The organism is Bradyrhizobium sp. I1.14.4 (assembly GCF_050435825.1).
In the GTDB taxonomy this organism is placed as follows: domain Bacteria; phylum Pseudomonadota; class Alphaproteobacteria; order Rhizobiales; family Xanthobacteraceae; genus Bradyrhizobium.
In genome coordinates, this window is record NZ_JBNDLA010000030.1 from 13,693 (window position 1) to 29,855 (window position 16,163).

Annotated in this window: 18 protein-coding genes and 2 pseudogenes; 2 read left to right on the top strand and 18 right to left on the bottom strand. The window is 59.4% G+C overall.

The annotated features are described in order from the left end of the window. Window positions 1–328 precede the first annotated feature (328 nt). Together ABIB78_RS33870 and nifH are read right to left on the bottom strand one after the other, a co-directional pair. On the bottom strand, window positions 329–1,063 hold the full coding sequence (locus ABIB78_RS33870) for a nitrogen fixation protein NifQ (protein ID WP_429032751.1): 735 nt from the start codon (window positions 1,061–1,063) through the stop codon (window positions 329–331). A gap of 132 nt (window positions 1,064–1,195) precedes the next feature. Beyond that, entirely contained in the window at window positions 1,196–2,080 is an 885-nt protein-coding gene (nifH, locus tag ABIB78_RS33875; RefSeq protein ID WP_429032754.1) for a nitrogenase iron protein, read from the bottom strand. A gap of 892 nt (window positions 2,081–2,972) precedes the next feature. On the opposite strand from nifH, the gene ABIB78_RS33880 reads away from it, so the two are divergent. Together ABIB78_RS33880 and ABIB78_RS33885 are read left to right on the top strand one after the other, a co-directional pair. After that, window positions 2,973–3,203 (top strand): hypothetical protein, encoded by a 231-nt coding sequence (locus tag ABIB78_RS33880; protein ID WP_429032756.1) that lies wholly within the window; start codon window positions 2,973–2,975, stop codon window positions 3,201–3,203. Between the two features lie 208 nt (window positions 3,204–3,411). Then, entirely contained in the window at window positions 3,412–4,155 is a 744-nt protein-coding gene (locus ABIB78_RS33885; protein ID WP_429032757.1) for an OmpW/AlkL family protein, read from the top strand. A gap of 578 nt (window positions 4,156–4,733) precedes the next feature. Here the strand turns inward: ABIB78_RS33885 and ABIB78_RS33890 are convergent. The 16 genes and pseudogenes from ABIB78_RS33890 to ABIB78_RS33965 form a co-directional block, all read right to left on the bottom strand. Continuing rightward, complete coding sequence (locus ABIB78_RS33890; protein ID WP_429032758.1) at window positions 4,734–5,081, bottom strand: (2Fe-2S) ferredoxin domain-containing protein; 348 nt, start codon at window positions 5,079–5,081, stop codon at window positions 4,734–4,736. 155 nt (window positions 5,082–5,236) lie between these two features. Continuing rightward, the gene (locus tag ABIB78_RS33895) at window positions 5,237–5,473 is read right to left on the bottom strand and encodes a hypothetical protein (RefSeq protein ID WP_429032760.1); all 237 of its coding nucleotides are present in this window, start codon (window positions 5,471–5,473) and stop codon (window positions 5,237–5,239) included. Between the two features lie 999 nt (window positions 5,474–6,472). Further along, the gene (locus ABIB78_RS33900) at window positions 6,473–6,946 is read right to left on the bottom strand and encodes a Rieske (2Fe-2S) protein (RefSeq protein ID WP_429032761.1); all 474 of its coding nucleotides are present in this window, start codon (window positions 6,944–6,946) and stop codon (window positions 6,473–6,475) included. A gap of 582 nt (window positions 6,947–7,528) precedes the next feature. Beyond that, window positions 7,529–8,683 (bottom strand): DegT/DnrJ/EryC1/StrS family aminotransferase, encoded by a 1,155-nt coding sequence (locus tag ABIB78_RS33905; protein ID WP_429032862.1) that lies wholly within the window; start codon window positions 8,681–8,683, stop codon window positions 7,529–7,531. 44 nt (window positions 8,684–8,727) lie between these two features. Then, window positions 8,728–8,997, bottom strand: coding sequence for a DUF6129 family protein (locus ABIB78_RS33910; protein ID WP_429032763.1), 270 nt, complete (start codon window positions 8,995–8,997; stop codon window positions 8,728–8,730). Between the two features lie 34 nt (window positions 8,998–9,031). Continuing rightward, window positions 9,032–9,391: a DUF3024 domain-containing protein gene (locus ABIB78_RS33915; RefSeq protein WP_429032765.1), complete on the bottom strand. Its 360-nt coding sequence runs from the start codon at window positions 9,389–9,391 to the stop codon at window positions 9,032–9,034. Window positions 9,392–9,406: 15 nt separating this feature from the next. After that, complete coding sequence (locus tag ABIB78_RS33920) at window positions 9,407–9,646, bottom strand: nitrogen fixation protein NifZ (RefSeq protein ID WP_429032766.1); 240 nt, start codon at window positions 9,644–9,646, stop codon at window positions 9,407–9,409. Beyond that, entirely contained in the window at window positions 9,643–9,963 is a 321-nt protein-coding gene (locus ABIB78_RS33925) for a nitrogen fixation protein NifZ (protein ID WP_429032768.1), read from the bottom strand. The genes ABIB78_RS33920 and ABIB78_RS33925 overlap by 4 nt, the downstream gene beginning before the upstream one ends. Before the next feature lie 378 nt (window positions 9,964–10,341). Beyond that, window positions 10,342–10,578 (bottom strand): annotated as a pseudogene (locus ABIB78_RS33930) (hypothetical protein); the annotation flags it as partial. Window positions 10,579–10,919: 341 nt separating this feature from the next. Continuing rightward, window positions 10,920–11,133, bottom strand: a pseudogene (locus tag ABIB78_RS33935) (ferredoxin). Between the two features lie 8 nt (window positions 11,134–11,141). Continuing rightward, window positions 11,142–12,701, bottom strand: coding sequence for a nitrogenase cofactor biosynthesis protein NifB (gene nifB / locus ABIB78_RS33940; protein WP_429032771.1), 1,560 nt, complete (start codon window positions 12,699–12,701; stop codon window positions 11,142–11,144). A 342-nt stretch (window positions 12,702–13,043) separates the two neighbouring features. Then, window positions 13,044–13,907 (bottom strand): SIR2 family NAD-dependent protein deacylase, encoded by an 864-nt coding sequence (locus tag ABIB78_RS33945; protein WP_429032773.1) that lies wholly within the window; start codon window positions 13,905–13,907, stop codon window positions 13,044–13,046. Further along, on the bottom strand, window positions 13,904–14,128 hold the full coding sequence (gene nifT / locus ABIB78_RS33950; RefSeq protein ID WP_429032775.1) for a putative nitrogen fixation protein NifT: 225 nt from the start codon (window positions 14,126–14,128) through the stop codon (window positions 13,904–13,906). The genes ABIB78_RS33945 and nifT overlap by 4 nt, the downstream gene beginning before the upstream one ends. Then, window positions 14,125–15,318 (bottom strand): cysteine desulfurase NifS, encoded by a 1,194-nt coding sequence (nifS, locus tag ABIB78_RS33955; protein WP_429032776.1) that lies wholly within the window; start codon window positions 15,316–15,318, stop codon window positions 14,125–14,127. Before nifS ends, nifT begins: the two co-directional genes overlap by 4 nt. An 11-nt stretch (window positions 15,319–15,329) precedes the next feature. Continuing rightward, entirely contained in the window at window positions 15,330–15,620 is a 291-nt protein-coding gene (locus ABIB78_RS33960; protein WP_429032779.1) for a NifU family protein, read from the bottom strand. 20 nt (window positions 15,621–15,640) lie between these two features. Beyond that, window positions 15,641–15,961: a HesB/IscA family protein gene (locus ABIB78_RS33965; protein WP_429032781.1), complete on the bottom strand. Its 321-nt coding sequence runs from the start codon at window positions 15,959–15,961 to the stop codon at window positions 15,641–15,643. Window positions 15,962–16,163: the final 202 nt, after the last annotated feature.

The following is a 16,163-nucleotide window of genomic DNA, read 5'->3' on the forward strand; positions in this document are numbered from 1 at the left end:
CTTCAGCAACCGGCATGCCAGCCAGCCGCGCCCGACAACCCATTGACGAGGCTACGCCTCCTTCCTCAACCACTTCGGCAAAAGGATTGTCGCAAATGCGACAGGCTCGTGAAGCGGACGCCTTGCCTTCTCTCGCCAGTGCGAGCTCGAACGTTAACGCGATTGCGGCGCGCCGGGATGCGAGAATTGTCGCGGAGCACTTGACCCTGCGCCGCTTTGCACACCTCACTCGCTCGCATCGAAACGGCGTTAGCTGCGCCCTCCGCCTCCCGCCAAATCGGGCGAGGCCTTCTCGGATGACGGGACGATCGAGGACCCTTGTGGCAACTCAGATGGGCCAGTCGCCGGCAACGACCGGGCGAGCCGGCTGCCGCAGAAAATCACGCCGGCGCTCGGCCATCCGGCTCTCACCGCTTTCTTCACCGAAGCAGAGGCTGAAGTCGTTACATTGTGTGCACACGGGTGTCGTGCACATTGCGAGGCCTTCATCCTCGCAAAGCATGCGGTAGAAGAAGCGCTTCCAGCGCATATTGTTGATATTGCGCGCGGCGAGCGGCGCGAAATGGCGGCTTAGCAGCCGAGAGAGTTCGCCCCGATTGCGCAATCCGAGAGCTTCCCATAGATGGTCTGGCTCAATGGCGCGGCGCGCGATCATCGCAGCCAGCCAGCGGCCGATATCCCCTTCAGTCGAGCGTTGCTTGAGCAAGAGATCGCGTACCATTGCGATCTCGTCGTTCTCATCGCACTTAAAGGTCAGCAGCTGCGCCGCGAGCTTGATCTCAAGCGACGGAAAGTACTGGTGCAGCAAGGCCGCAAGTTCAAGGCCGGACAAGCCGGCCTTCTCGGGAAGCGGGCCACCGTCCATTGTGGCAGCCGCCAGAATAGACGCCAGGACATGGCGATCGAGATTGCTGTCAATGGCAATGTCGGCATCTGCGGGAGACGCACCGGTGAGCAGGCGGTAGGTCGCAATTCCCCTGTGTACCTGGCTGTTCGCACCTACGCCACAAGCAACCATGAACGGAATGAAGTGCGCTTCGGACATGGTTTTGTCGATTTCCATAACGGTCAGGTCTACCTCGCCGCATTTGGTTCCGGTCAGGGGTCGATCGTCAGAATGCCGGCCTCCCCGGATGGGGGGTGGAGGGAGGCCGGCATCCGTCGCGCGCCTTCACAAGGCCGCGACTCGCGACCTTTACGAGGCCGCGAGTTCCGCGGCGGTCTTGCCGACGATGGATTCGTCGACGGGCTTCATAATGCCATGCTCCATCAGCATGTCCTCGAGCTCGTCCATGGAGATCGGGGTCGGAACGATGCCCTTGCCGCCATTGTTGTGAACCTTGGTCGCGAGGTTACGATAGTGATCGGCCTGCTTCGACTCGGGCGCATACTCCAGCACCGTCATGCGGCGTAACTCGGCATGCTGCACCAAGTTGTCGCGCGGGACGAAGTAGATCAGCTGAGTGCCAAGCTTCTTGGCCAGCGCCTCCGCCAGTTCCAGCTCCTTGTCGGTCTGTCGCTCGTTGCAGATCAGGCCGCCCAGCCGCACGCCGCCAGAGTTGGCGTATTTTAGGATGCCTTTGGAGATGTTGTTTGCGGCATACATCGCCATCATTTCACCGGACATCACGATATAGATCTCCTGCGCCTTGTTCTCGCGGATCGGCATCGCAAAGCCACCGCAAACGACGTCGCCGAGCACGTCGTAGGAGACATAGTCAATGTTCTCATAGGCGCCGTTCTCCTCCAGGAAATTGATCGAGGTGATGACGCCGCGGCCGGCGCAGCCGACGCCCGGCTCCGGACCACCGGACTCCACGCAGCGGATGTCCCTGTAGCCGACCTTCATCACGTCCTCGAGTTCGAGGTCCTCCACGCTGCCAGCGCTCGCTGCAAGACTCAAAATCGTGTCCTGCGCCTTGGCGTGCAGGATCAGGCGGGTCGAATCCGCTTTCGGATCGCACCCCACAATCAGGATTTTCTGGCCCATCTCGGCCAGCGCCGCCAGCGTGTTCTGCGACGTGGTCGACTTGCCGATGCCGCCCTTCCCGTAGAATGCGATTTGTCTCAGTGAAGACATGTTGCTCTCCATCAACCGATTTGCCAAAAGTTGCGCGCTTTTTACGCGCGAGCTTGTTTCTCTCTCAGAAGCGGGCACACGGGTTCAAGGGAAGGAGCGCATCGCTCGTCGTACGCGTCGGCGTGCACTCAGCCCTCACTCAGTGTTGCTGCCCCATACTAGCAACCGCCGTGCCAACGCTTGTCCGCGCCCCTTAAGCTTCTGATTACGTTTTATAAAACGCCAACGAGCCGGTGAGTGATCTTGGCTGTTTTGGATCTGACAGCATCTACGCGGCTGTCAGAAAACGAACAAGGCCACAACCGTCAACCCGATAAAGCCGACTTGGCATGACCTGTTCCGACACCTTCATGTGTGGGACGGGACTTGCTACGGTTCCCGCAAGCCGGTTGGCGGCGATTTGAGGAGGGTCAAGATGCATGGCGGGCTCGCAACCTAGCGGACCAGCGACGGGTGTTACGCACACGGTGCGCTTAGTCCGCCGACGTTGGAGATGATCGGCAGGAAAGTCGAATGGGCTTCCGGAGGCGGCGGCACCGCACCGAGGACGTAACCGCCAAGGATATCTTGACGGAGCCGTGCAGTCCGGCGGAATTGCGCCGCTTTTTTTGCGAGCTCGTATCCTGGTTCAACCGAGCCGCGCCCCGTATCAAGTCAGTCGAAGTCAATCCCGACACTATGGACGCGGCAAGGGCACTCGCGTTAATGGCAGGCGATCCCCTCCTGCTACGACGACCTTCGATCAACATCGACAGGGCAGGATGCGCCGGATTCGATCATGAGCCCGCGCTGTCGCTGCTTGGCCGGAAAACGCAAGCTGATCTCGAGAGATGTTCGCACGACGCAAAGGGCACGCTCTATCCGCAGAGGTGAGGAAACGACGGATCGCACCATGCCGGCAAAGGAAGAACGACGTTTGAGGCTTCTTTCACGGGTAGCCGACGGGACCTTCGCTGAGAAGGCCAGCGTGATGGCTCCGTACAACGGCATTGCCCATATTGCGCTCGGTGCGAATGCAGGCTTTCCCGCCCTTGCAGTGTGTGAAAGGCGTCCGCAGTTGCCGCCTTCATCGCGCATGCCCCCTGCGGACCCGATTGGATTGGATCAGAGCATCAAGCGGTGAAACAGTTTCTTGAAGAGATTCGGCTCAGGCGGACTCTTGAATTGAATAACGATCAGTCACAGAGACCACGACACTTCGCGGCCGTGATCCTTATGCAACTTGGCGGCATAATTGCGCTACGGCCGCTCCCATTTTGATCGGCGTCAAATCCTTCGCCATCCGCCATGTGTGACAGAGATCTCGCGCGACTCTTCGCGCGGACTTTGGAATGGAGAATTCGATGAGAACAAGAACAATTCTGACGACGGCATCGCTCCTCGCGCTCGCGACCTCGTTGGCCAGCATCTCGGTACAGGCTGCGGATCTGGGTCCGTCACCAGTCTACTACAAAGCGCCTCCGATCGAACCCTTCAATCCATGGATGATCCGCCTGCGCGCGCTCGGTGTTTTGCCGGACACCGCAGGCAGCTCGGTCAACGTCGCGGGGGCGCCGCCGCTGTCCTCGCCAAGTTCTGGACTGTCGATCAGCGCTCAAGCCATACCGGAGCTTGACATTACCTATTTCTTCACAAAGAACATTGCCGCCGAACTTATTCTCGGCGTGACCAGTCATCACATCAGCGGCACTGGCGCGCTTAGCGGGCTCGATATCGGCAAAGCCTGGCTGTTGCCGCCAACGCTAACCCTGCAATATCACTTCACCGATTTCGGCCCGCTCAAACCGTATATCGGCGCAGGCATCAACTACACCGCATTCTTCAACCAATCGGCCGCCAATACGTCCTTCGCCGGGCTTGCGGTGACGGATTTGCACATCAGCAACCAGTTCGGCGCGGCGGTCCAGTTCGGCTTCGATTACATGCTTGACCGCCACTGGGGCCTTAACTTCGACGTGAAGAAGCTGTGGCTGCGGCCGAACTATTCCGCGACCGTCAACAATGCGATTGCCGTCACCGGGCGCGCCAATATCGACCCATGGCTCGTCAGCGGCGGCGTCACTTACAAGTTCTAACGAACAGCATTCAGAGAATGGCATCGGTTTGATCAACTCGGACGCGCCGAGTCATCGAGCGCGTCCACCAACCGCACCGCAGTCCGACGGCGAGCGAGATGACGCGTCAAAGAAAACGTCGTCTCGCCGGGCATCGGGAGCCACTCGCAGCATTGCTTTCGCTGTGAGCTACGGGTGGGACGGCATGAACTGACGAACCACAAACGGTTCGAGCCAACAGCGATCGATCAGATCATGCTCTTGTTTCGCAGCGCGCTGCAAAAGCGCCACTTGCTTGTGAGAGCCGAAATCCAGCCGGTACGCCGCTCTGTGAAGACGACCGCCTCACAAAGGACTTGACGCTCAGGGCTCACCGACCCCGATCAAGAGCAGCACTCTGATCGGGGATCCTCGCACCGAACATCGCGATGAAATCCCGAGCCATAACGACAAGCTCAGTGGCCCGCTGTTGCGCGCGTCCTGGAGCGTGAGGGCGCCCGGTCATCCTCGGACGATTCGACATATCGAGATGCCAGCTCATGGACGGATAAGCCATCTCTCTGTTTGATAGGCCGCGCAAGCGACGCTAAGCGACGCCTTTAGCTTCTCTTTAGCACCATCACGAGGCGGTTGACACGTTTGCCCTGCTTGAGATGGGAGTTTACGATTTCATCAACGTCCTCAGGCGTTGTCGCGCGATACCAGACTCCGTCTGGATAAACGACCAACAAGGGACCGGCGCTACAAAAGCCGAGACAGCCCGCCATCGTGAAGCCGACATCGTTGAGGCCTTGCACTTCGATTGCCTTGCCCATCCGCTCCCACAGGGCTTGCGCGCCAGAGGCGCCGCAGCTGCCGTGCGGATGAGTCGGTGGACGTTGCGTGTGGCAGGCAAAGACATGATGCCTATAAAGTTGAGGAAGCTCGAATTCCGTTTCTGCGTTCATGCGCCTGTCCTGTGATCATCTGAAAAGAAGCAAGTCCGATCGCGTCGCCCCCCATCTATTGCAGTTGAAGGCGGCATTGAGCATTAATGCTGCTGATTCCCACTCGTGCTTGCTTAAGCAGGCGAAATGAGCGGGCGCCATGGTGATTGTCATCGCTAAAGATCAGCGACAGGTATCTCTGCGTCTGGAGCAGCCTTCTTGATCAGTTTCAACGTCTTCTGCATCGCGATCTTTTTACTCCGCATCGTTTTCTCGACCACCCCACTTCTCCAAAGCAAGTTCCACACCAGAAGCGTAACGCTCGTTTCTGCAACGGTCCCTTGCTCTGCTCCGCCGCAGCTGACAACCGTTGCCGAGGTTGCGACAATGTCGTTTTCTTCTGTTTTGGACACGACAAGCGTCGCATCGCGCGCTTCAGCCTTCCGCAGTTTGTACGCAGAATAGGCGGGAGTCTCGGTTATCCGTTTAGCTCTTGCGCTATCATTTCGTGAAATGAGCAGAGATCTTCATGATCCCCCGTACGGCCTATCGAGGAGCTTTCATTTTGGAAGATCGGCCCGGTAAATAGAGCGCTATGCTCCCCCCTGGCGTGATCAGCTGGCTGCATCGTCCGGCGTGAGCCCGCCGCATCTTCTTTGCCTAAAAGCTGGACGCCGCGTTTTGCCATCGTTTGCCTCAACAGGTTAGCGCCTGGCGCGAGCCCAAAGACACGGGTGATCGTCGAGCCGCGTTTAAGGCTACAAGCTAAGCCGGCCGCAATCCTGATTGGCAGCAACGGCAAACCGACAACACAGCGGTCCGGGCGCCACCGCTTTGCACGATACACGTGAAGACACGCTTGCCGCATCTAATGCGGAATAAGAGCACGTGCTCGTTCATGCATTCGACCCAAACCGGCGCCGTCGGCTGACCATGGTCGCGCCACTCGCTAAGGGCGTCGCATGGACGAAGGTCTGGCATTGCAATTGCAGCGCAGGCAATAACGCCGGTTGCGGCGGACGGCCAAGAACTTCTAATACAGGATCGTCATTCCTCCTGCCCAAACGGTCCTGTCAGTCTGGGTCTCCCCATTCTCCCAGCCCAGACGGTGCCCTCGGCGGACTTCTAGCCACCGAGGGCATTTCCTTCTCGAACGTATTGTACCCGCCGGCAGCAAGGACCGCGTCCTGCCAGCCGGATCCATTGGGGAGCTAGCGCCAGGGCACCTTCTTGATGCGGCGGAGATCGCCGGGGCATGACCGCAATTCAGCGGGCTGCTCGTTTGCTCTCACAAGTTCAAAAGCGACGACACGCGTCTGTGCCGACGCTCACGCGTACCACGGCTTTAGCCGGTGACAAAGCGCCCAAGGCAACTTGCGCGACAGCCAAGTAGCGGCAAGGTGATACGCCTGTTAATCCGGCTGGATCGTGATATCCATGGTTTCGTCGCTGTCCTCGAACGGGTCGGAAAACCGATCGTCCTCCAGCAGCTTGACGCCGCACAGGCAGACGTCACCTTCGATCACCGCGAGCGCTACCGGCTCAAGCGCTTGTCCATCGCAGGGGCCATCGATGCACACCCCAGTGTCGATCTCGAAGCTTGCACCGTGGCGGCCGCATCTGAGAAAGGAGCGGTCCGCCGAGAAAAACTCGCCGGAGCCGATGTTGAGCCAGACGCTGTCATGCGGACAACGGTTGACGTAACCAAAATAGTCATTTCCGAAAGTGCGCACCACAATAATTGGAAATGGCCGGCTCTCGCCGCTATCATCGATCCGCGACAGGCTAAAGCCCCTGACGCCACTCCGCTCGATGGCATCGGCCGGACAGACCACAAACACCTCGATTTGATCGCTCATCAGGTTGCCGATCGTCTCTTCGCTCATCGCGACCCCGTCGTGTCCTGTTTTAACGCTTCGACCGCAATCCTGCTCAACCGAAAAACGCCACGGCTACGAGCGAGCGGCTGATAGGCCGAGCCGGAACGGGCGTTGAGAACATCAAACCATTGGTTCGGCGTGAGCTTCCCCGGGCGCTCACTGATTTGGACCACCCTCCCGTTCGGAGCGAAGCGGACGTGAATGATGACTTGTTGCGAGTTCATAGCAATCCCCTATTTGGCTAACTCCAGAGACCCGAGCCGAGACTGAGGATCTCGATTGTGATGTGCCCGGTTTCCTGCACCTTGGCCCGTGAACCTCGAGCCGCGGCTTGGAGACGTCGTCTTCTGTGTCGAACAGGTCTTCTTCACGCTCGCAGTTGGAGCATTTCTCCTGCGGCCCTCCCCGACGAATACATGACTGGAGCGGCATCCGGCCTTCTCCTCGCATTTACGTGGCTGGTGATCCGCGCGCTAAGCACGTCCGTCGCAAGCGATGTCGCCTCCCCCCCTTGCTCATCTCTCGCTATGACAACTACGATCATCGCCATTCAATCCTCAGTCTTCCATGTCGCGGATGACGACGATCTCAGTAGATCGCTGCACCTGCGCCCACGTTGATCGACGCATCTTTCATGGTCTCGACGATAAACTCGATCTGGTTGTTCGTGAGATGGGTGTGAAACGGCAGCGCCAGAGCGCGATCGGCTATCTTTTCCGTAACCAGGAAGTCGCCGCGCCGATAGCCGAGGTCGAAATAATGGCGCTGCAAGTGCAGCGGGTAGCTGTAGGCGGCGGATTCAACCTCTGCGGCGTTCAGATCATCGACAATGGCATCGCGGGCGGATCGCGTGAAGCGTGTCCCCAGATGAACGAGATAGAGCAGCCAGTTCACCTCCGTCACATGGGGTCCAACATAAGGAGGTTTGATGCCCTCAAATGATTGCATATGCGCGTTGTAGAGCTGCTCGACCAGCCGACGCCGCTCCAGGATTTCATCGAGACGTTTGAGCTGCGCCAACCCCAAGGCAGCCGTGAGATCGCTCATGCCGGCCTGGTAGGGTGCTGTGCCACCGACGACAACGGAGAAGCGCTCGTCCAGGCGGTGGGCGCGATGGCGACGCAAGCCAACCGCAATGTCGATATCATCCGTCACCACCATTGCGCCTTCGCCACAGCTTAGGGCCAGTGGCTGGGCAAAGTCGAACACCGCCAGGTCGCCAAACCGGCCGACAAGCTCACCCTTGTAGCTCGATCCGATTGCCTCGGTGGAATCCTCCAAAAGCAGCAGCTGATGGCGCTGCGCGATCGCGCGCAGTTCCGACCATGGGGCGGGATGACCGTTAGGGTTGCCGGCGACGATCGCCCGCGTGTTGGCCGTGATGCGCTCTTCCGCCTTCGCTGGGACCAATGTTCCCGACCAATAGTCGATATCGGCAAATACCGCCCGTGCGCCTGCGAGACTAATGGCATACGCGGTCTCGCGAAAGGAGTAGGGCGAGGCGATGACCTCCTGCCCCGGCCCGATGCCGAGCGTCTTCAGCGCAAGCAGGAGCCCGATGGTACCACTCGAGACCGCAACGGCATATCTGCGCCCAAGATAGGCCGCGAAAGCGTGCTCGAACGCCTCAGTGATCCGCCCTTTGGAGATTTGGGGCGAACACAATAGCGTTTCCACGGCAGAGAGCTCGGCGAAGGTGATATCGGGATCGGACAGTGGAATGAAGGACGTCTTTTCCTCCACAGTGTGCGCGCCATCAAGCCTATGCTCTGCGAGTTTAGTGCCGCTCACCGCCCAACATTCCTTTTGGCCAACACGATGCCGGTCGCCCGCGCCGGATCGGCCGTAATCTGCACGCAGTGATCCGATCCATCGAGCAGATGAAGATCGAAAGAGGAAAACTGCCGGAACGGCTGGTCCGCTATATCCGACGCATCACAGCGCGCGAAAGCAAGCTGCGGAAAGCGGCGCCGCAGCTCAACAAACTGACCCATCTCGGCATCATCGGCCGCAAGCAGCCGCTCGATTTCGATCAATTCCTCCGCGGTGAGCACCATCGTAGCTCCTCTATGACTCGTCAAAGGTGGTTCGTCATTGCCAGAACAGACGCTCCGGATCTGCATTCAATTCGTCGATTGCTGAAGTCAAGCGGTTGTAAAGGCTGTAAAATTCCCAGATTCCTCGCGTGTGGTTCTTGCAAAACATCTTCCAGATACCGCTCACGGCATCATAAAGAATCAGCGCGACATCAATTAGACCGCCATCCTCGTCGATATTGCGCGAGCAACAGGGACTCTCGACGAGGTAGCCGCCCCTCACCGGCGTCACGTTCGGCACGACATAGAGATAGCGCTTGCGCGAGCTCAAGCCGCGCTCGATCCGCTTGCGATCGAGCTCGTTGGGGTGAGCCACCAGCCCGGTCTTTACCTTCCTCATCAGCGCGGCATTCATTGCCAAAGCCACCCTTCAAAGCACTGTAATTTCTTCTTCAAGACAGCCGATGAGCAGTTGCTCACCAAAATCGACAGTGTAGATCGGTACGTTCGCTTCGGTATGGATAGCAACCCTGATGACCTCGCCGGTCGCTCCGGCGGCGAGCAAGACTCCCTCGGGCTCCGTATTGGGAAAAGAGCCGTCATTGATGAGGTCGACAGCGGTCTTGACCCGCTGGCCCCGTCGATATTTCGGAAAGCCGGGCTCCGTCATGACACGGCCTCGTCCGGCAACGGCAGATCATCGATCTCCTCGCAGGCGTCCACCGAATCGAGTTCCTTACGCTTCATGCCGACGCGGTAGCCGCTTTCCAGAAACTCGACGCCGTAGATGTAAAATTGCTGCAGGAATGTGCCGATCGAGATGATGTAACCTACCTCACCCTTCTTGACCAAAATGTCGCCAATCTCCTTGCCCCGATAGGTCCCGTCATTGCGGATGGCGCGATTAGCTCGCACCTTTTCGTTGAAGCTAAAGACAGGCGGCCCGCTCAGCTCGACGACGTTGCTGTCGCGCACAATGCTGCTCATGTACCGCTCCCTCGTGGACGCGCAGGGACGCTGCCCGGCCCCGCGCAGGCGAGGTCCTGCATCACTTTGTGCTCGACGAACCCAGCCGATTCACCAGCCGCAATGCAGCTCGGCCCCCCCTGCCGGTCAGGACAGCGCTCTAGGGCAGCTCGCGCCTCCGCCAACGGCCGTTGTGCGACCTCGAGCCGCATGCAGGTGTCCAGGTCGCTCGCTATGGCTAGGAGCCACGCATTGGGAACATCGCCTGTCATGATGCGGCGAAACTCGCTATCCTCGTCACTGATCGGCTGAATGCGCAGCTGCGACACGACGTGGCGCGCGACCGCGCGACTAACTTCATAATCCTTGTTGGCCAACATCGGCGTCACTTCCTCGCACCAAACGGAGATTGTAGAAGTAGAAGCGGTAGAGCCCAATCAGGACCGCGGCATGGTCCGGCGCCAGCGCACGCGCTTCGAGCAGATGTTGTTCCGCAACGTCGTCCAAATGATAGGACAGCCCGGCATGCGGCAGATGATCCTCAGCTTCGCGCGGAAGATCGTCACCGGACAGCGTGGACGCGATCAGCGCTCTTTGGCTGCCGGATGGCGGCTTGAATGCTACATCCAGGTTCATTGGCGACTTTGTTCTTGAGTGAGCTTGGCGATGTTCCGGCGCGGCACGACTGATCCCGCGAAAAATGCGCTGATCTGCGCGGCATGGTCAGTCACATCGACGATAACAGCGCCGCCTGGAAGGCGTCTCTCGGTACACAGAAGCGCCTTTGGACCTCCGCACGGAATGAAAAGCCCGCCACGGCTGTGCTGCCCGCGAGCAACAGCACTATCGCAGGGCAATCCAGAGCAGTCGGTGTCCGTGAGGCAGGACCGAACGTCGACGTCTACGGCGCCGCCAACGCGCAGCACGAAGCTTGCGACGTCTTCAGCTCTTGGCATGCTGTTCATGAGGCTCGCCCGTTAGGCTGGCGCCTGGTAGCGCGGCAAGGACGTGTCAAGGACGCGGGTATTGTCGGCCGGCCAGGGGCCGACACATTGCGGCTCGCCGAAATAGCCAATACATTCTGTGCATTTCGCCGGTTCAATGAAGAAGCTCTCCCCTTCTCCGAGATGGCAACGTTCGGTCGCAGGCTGAGCAGCTCGTGCACTGCGAGGCGATGATCTTGAATGGCACATACCCCCTTACGCCGCAGAGATCAGAGCTCCTTGCCGGATCGCGGCGTCGCCGCGCTTGGCGTGCTGGATCTCACCGCTTTTCACCTTGTCGAGATAGGACCTGAACCAGGCGATCGCCGACTTCTCGATGAATTCATGCGCGTATTGATCGACCGGTTCGATCCCGGCCTTAATCAGACTGCTTTTCGGGGAGGCGCCGATCTTGGCCACGAAAACCGCATGGCAGTCATGGATGCCACGGATGATGGTCGAAAGCCTGTCATCCTCGCCATAACCGCCCTGGCAGTAAACGTCTACGCGACGATGGCCGACGAATTTGGCGCCGGATGTAGAAAGTTCGTACACCTTGAACTCTTTTGCATGCCCAAAGTGCTCGTTGATAAGCCCCGAGCCCCTGGTTGCGACCGCCACAAGAAGCGTGATCGTGCTCATCTCGCCGGCGAACTTCGTAACCTCCTCTTGGCCGGCCGCGACTTTGGCGGCACGCTCATCCTCTACCCTGTCTTGATACGCCTTGCGCATCTCGAGGTCATATCTGACATCCATTTTCATGACCTGGTCGGTGGTGAACTCTGCGCTGCGATCCTCTCCGAGCAGACCCACAGCATCGGCGCGGCACTGGCGGCAATGCCGCATCATGTTTATCTGCCCTTCGCAAGCATCCTGCAGCGCCTTCAATTCCTGCGCCGTCGGTCCCCGCTGACCCTTGAGGCCAAATACTGTGCCGTACTCGGGCGCGGAGATCAGCGGCATGATATTATGAAGGAAGGCACCGCGCGACTTCACCGCCTTGTTGACCTCGATCAGGTGATGGTCGTTGACGTGCGGGATCATCACCGAGTTCACCTTGCACAGGATACCCCGTTGGCTAAGCATCTCGAGGCCTTGCAGCTGGCGATCGGTGAGAATCCTGGCCGCGTCGACGCCGGAGTAGCGCTTGTGGTTGAAGAAGATCCACGGATAGATCTTGGCTCCGATTTCGGGATCGATCATGTTGATGGTGATGGTGACGTGGTCGATTCTGGACTTGGCGATGGTGTCAATATGGTCCGGCAGAGTCAGTCCGTTGGTTGACAGACACAGCTTGATGTCGGGAGCCGCCTTGGCGACCAGTTCGAACGTCTTGAACGTCTTTTCTGGATTGGCCAGGGGATCGCCAGGACCAGCGATGCCGAGCACGGTCATCCGCGGAATGGCGGTCGCGACCGCGAGCACCTTTCTCACCGCCTGCTCAGGGGTGATCTTCTCGCTCACCACGCCCGGACGTGATTCATTGGCGCAGTCGTATTTGCGGTTGCAGTAGTTGCACTGGATGTTGCAGGCTGGCGCTACCGCGACATGCATGCGGGCGTAATGATGATGCGCTTCTTCGCTGTAGCAGGGATGGTTCTTCACCTTTTGCCAGATTTCGATCGGCAGATCGCCTTGGCCTGCCCGCGAGCCGCAGCTTGCCTGGTCAGTCTTGGCCGAGGTGCGGCAGCCCTTATGCTCGACGGCAGGCTGCATCATCTTGCCGTGATCCACCGCAGCTTTGGCATATTTTCCGCGCCCGACGACCGCGTTCATGTTCATTTCTCCCTGCAGGCACCATCGACTTCCCAGGATCAACCCTGAGCAAGCTTCAAGAAGATGAGTAGCAACTCACATGCCACGGCGGAGACGATGACGTTGCAGCCATACGTCAAGGAGTTAGCAGAACTGATCGACCCTGACGCATGTAGAGCAGTCATGATGCGCATGTTGGAAATGCGACACGGACGCCGTCGTTCTGACAAAGAGGCTCCGCGGTGGGCCGCTTCGTTCTCGCGCTAAGCTCGCGAGAACCCTGCTCCATCTCGACCGAGTTTGATGCGATGCGGCGTCTCACAATAGGCCGACGAGGTGAGCGATCCGGCCTTTACAACGCCGTTAATTGGCGAGCAGTATCTCCACCGCACGAGGGAGCCCAATCGCAAGCGGCGTCAGGCCTTGCTCGATCAAAAATCGGACCTCGTTGCGTGAAAGCGCATCCGGATCAACGATCGCATAACGGGTGTCGGCCGTACGCTTGATGATCTGCCGCGCATAGCTACGCAACAGCTGGTCGTTGAAGCGACAGCCGATGAAGAGAAAGGTTTGTCCGGTCCGCTTTTTCTTGATGATGTCCGGAATCGGGGTCTGGATGTCGATTTCTGTCAACACCTCGACATAGTCAGCGTCGGAGATCAGGAAGTTGTTGGCCGGCTGCACGCCGCCGTGCGGCTTGTACAGCACCGTCGCCCAGCTGCTGGCCACCACACTGTCGACCTCTTGGCCAACGGAGTCATAAAAGCGGTACCAGCGATTCTCGCCAACGCCGCCGCGGGTGATACCCTGCACTTCGCCCCATCCATCGCGCTTACCCAGCGCCGCGCGCATCGCGCCATCGTACCACGCATCGACTATGACGGGCAGCGACAGGGACGCAAGATGATGGTGCAAGCGCGTCGGCTCGACTGGCCGAGCGAAGGCCTGCGTCATCAATGCCGTCACGGCAGAGCGATGTTTGCTGATCTCGATATGCTGCGCCGACGCCCACGCATTGCCCTTGGCCCGTCGCGGCAACGCTACCCTGCTGGCGAAGAAGCCGGCAAGCGCCTCGGGTGTGGTCGGCACATCGCATCTGGACAAGTCGACGAGGCCAGGTCCAAGATAAGGCACAACGCTCGCGGCCCTCAGCCCGGCAGCGACGTCCACGAGAATGGCCTTTGCATTGGCCGCATCGACGAAATCGATCCGCGGGGTCGACTTCACGGATCGTCCCCGTTCTCGCCCCGTTTTTTGGCATTGATTGTGATCGGTAACCGTGTGTCGCTCGCCATCTCGGGTAGATCGAGCACCCAGCCATTCGCTATTTTGATCCAGCCGCCCCAGAGCGTCTCGTACTCGGATTCCACGATCGGTTCTTCGAGATCCTTTTTGGGCACGTAGATCGACAGGCCCGCGTCCAAAGACCGGCGGATCATAATTTTCACGAGGGCAACTCCTTGAACTGTGACGTATAGCTGGCCAGACCGGCAGACTCCCGCGACGTGGCGCGCAGGCGAGCCACAATGTCGGACACTGCGCACACGACCTCATCGACCTCCGCGAAGGAGGTTTCACGCGACAGAGAGAAGCGCACCGCGCCGCGCATGCTCCACGCCGGCACCTGCATGGCGCGCAAAACATGCGATGGCGCCATTGAGCCGGAGTTGCAGGCTGATCCGAGCGACACGGCTATGCCCGCACGATTGAGATGATGGACGATTGCTTCGCCTTCGAGATGGCCGAAGGCAATATTGGCTGTGTTCGCCAGCCGGTTGCTGACATCGCCGAGCGTGACGCACTCGCCATTGTGCAAAAGCCCCTGCTCCAGGCGGTCGCGCAACGCACCAATGCGAAGGCGCTCCGGTTCGAGCCGCTCCACCGCAAGCTCCGCAGCCTTTCCAAGGCCGACGATGCCCGGAATATTCTCAGTTCCAGCGCGGCGCCGTCGTTCCTGTGATCCGCCCCAGATCAGCGGCCGGAATCTTGTCCCTTTGCGCAGATAGAGCGCGCCGATCCCCTTGGGGCCATGCAATTTGTGCGCGGATAGCGACAGCATGTCGATCGCGCTGTCCTTTAGGTCCACGCGCACCTTGCCCATGGCCTGGACCGCATCGGTGTGAAACAGCGCGCCCGCCTCACGGGCCAACCCGGCCAGAAACTCGACAGGAAAAATCGTGCCGGTCTCGTTGTTGGCCCACATGACAGAGGCAATCGCCGTGCGTGGCCCGAGCGCGCAGCGAAATGCCTCGATGTTGAGCCGTCCCCGGGAATCCACGGGTACGATATGCGTCTTGACCCCTCTTGTCGCCAATTGCTCGACTAGCGCAAGCACGGCGGAGTGCTCAACCGAACTGGTCACGATCTCGTCACGGTCTTCCTGGGTCGCAAGCGCAGAGAGGATTGCGGCATTGTTGGCTTCGGTCGCACCCGAGGTGAAAACGATCTCATGATCGTAGGCGCTCCCTAGCAGACCCCGCAAGCTGCGCCGGGCCTGCTTCAGCGCGACCGCGACCTCGCCGCCGAAGGCATGCGTGGATGAGGCGTTGCCGAACTGCTCAGTAAAGAACGGCAACATGGCTTGCACGACAGCCGGATCGGTCCGCGTCGTCGCATTGTTGTCGAGGTAAATCGGCATTTTATCCCCGCTCAATCCGGAGTCTTGCCTGCCGCACCAACCGGGATCAGGCGGATGAATTCTCCGAGCCTCTCGACCAGCCGCGCCTGAATGCCTTCCAGCATCAGCCTCGAAAGCTTACAGAACGTGCAGGCCCCGGTCAGCCCGACCATGATCTTGCTGCCATCGATCCCGATCAGCTGACAGTCGCCCCCATCGCGTTGCAGATTGGGGCGGATCTCCTCGATGACGCTGCGAATGCGCAGCTCTCGCTCGATTGCAGTCGCCGACGATTGCCTCAGTTGTTCGGTTTCGGCCAACATGCCTCGACGCCTCTTCTTCATCAGCTGAACGATTTGCCGCAGGAGCAGCGCGCGGTGGCATTCGGGTTATGAAACGTGAAGCCAGGGTTCTCCAGCGCCATCCCGAAATCGATGGTCGTACCGACGAGATAGTCATGGCTCTTGTTGTCGACAAATACCTTCAGACCGTCGCACTCGATCACAGTGTCTTCAGGCTTCGGTTCCTCGGCGAGACCCATCATGTATTTGAACCCGTTGCAGCCGCCTGCTTCGACCATAATGCGCAGACCACTAGCCGGCCGCGTCGACGATGAAATCGCGCTCTTGATTGCATTCACTGCGCTATTCGTCAGGTTTATCACGGCTTACCCCTCGTCGGCTTAGGTCTGCCTGCCCAAGGGCAAGTCATGTGCCGGCGCGCAGACGCTTGACGATGCTCACATTTTCCGGTCGCGCCTGCCGGCTTTGGAAGCCGTGTCGGATTTCTGACAAGGCTACGTGAGACTGATCGCCGCCCGCTTACGCGGTTTCTTTCTAAGCTCCGCCGAAGGCCGCCACACATGC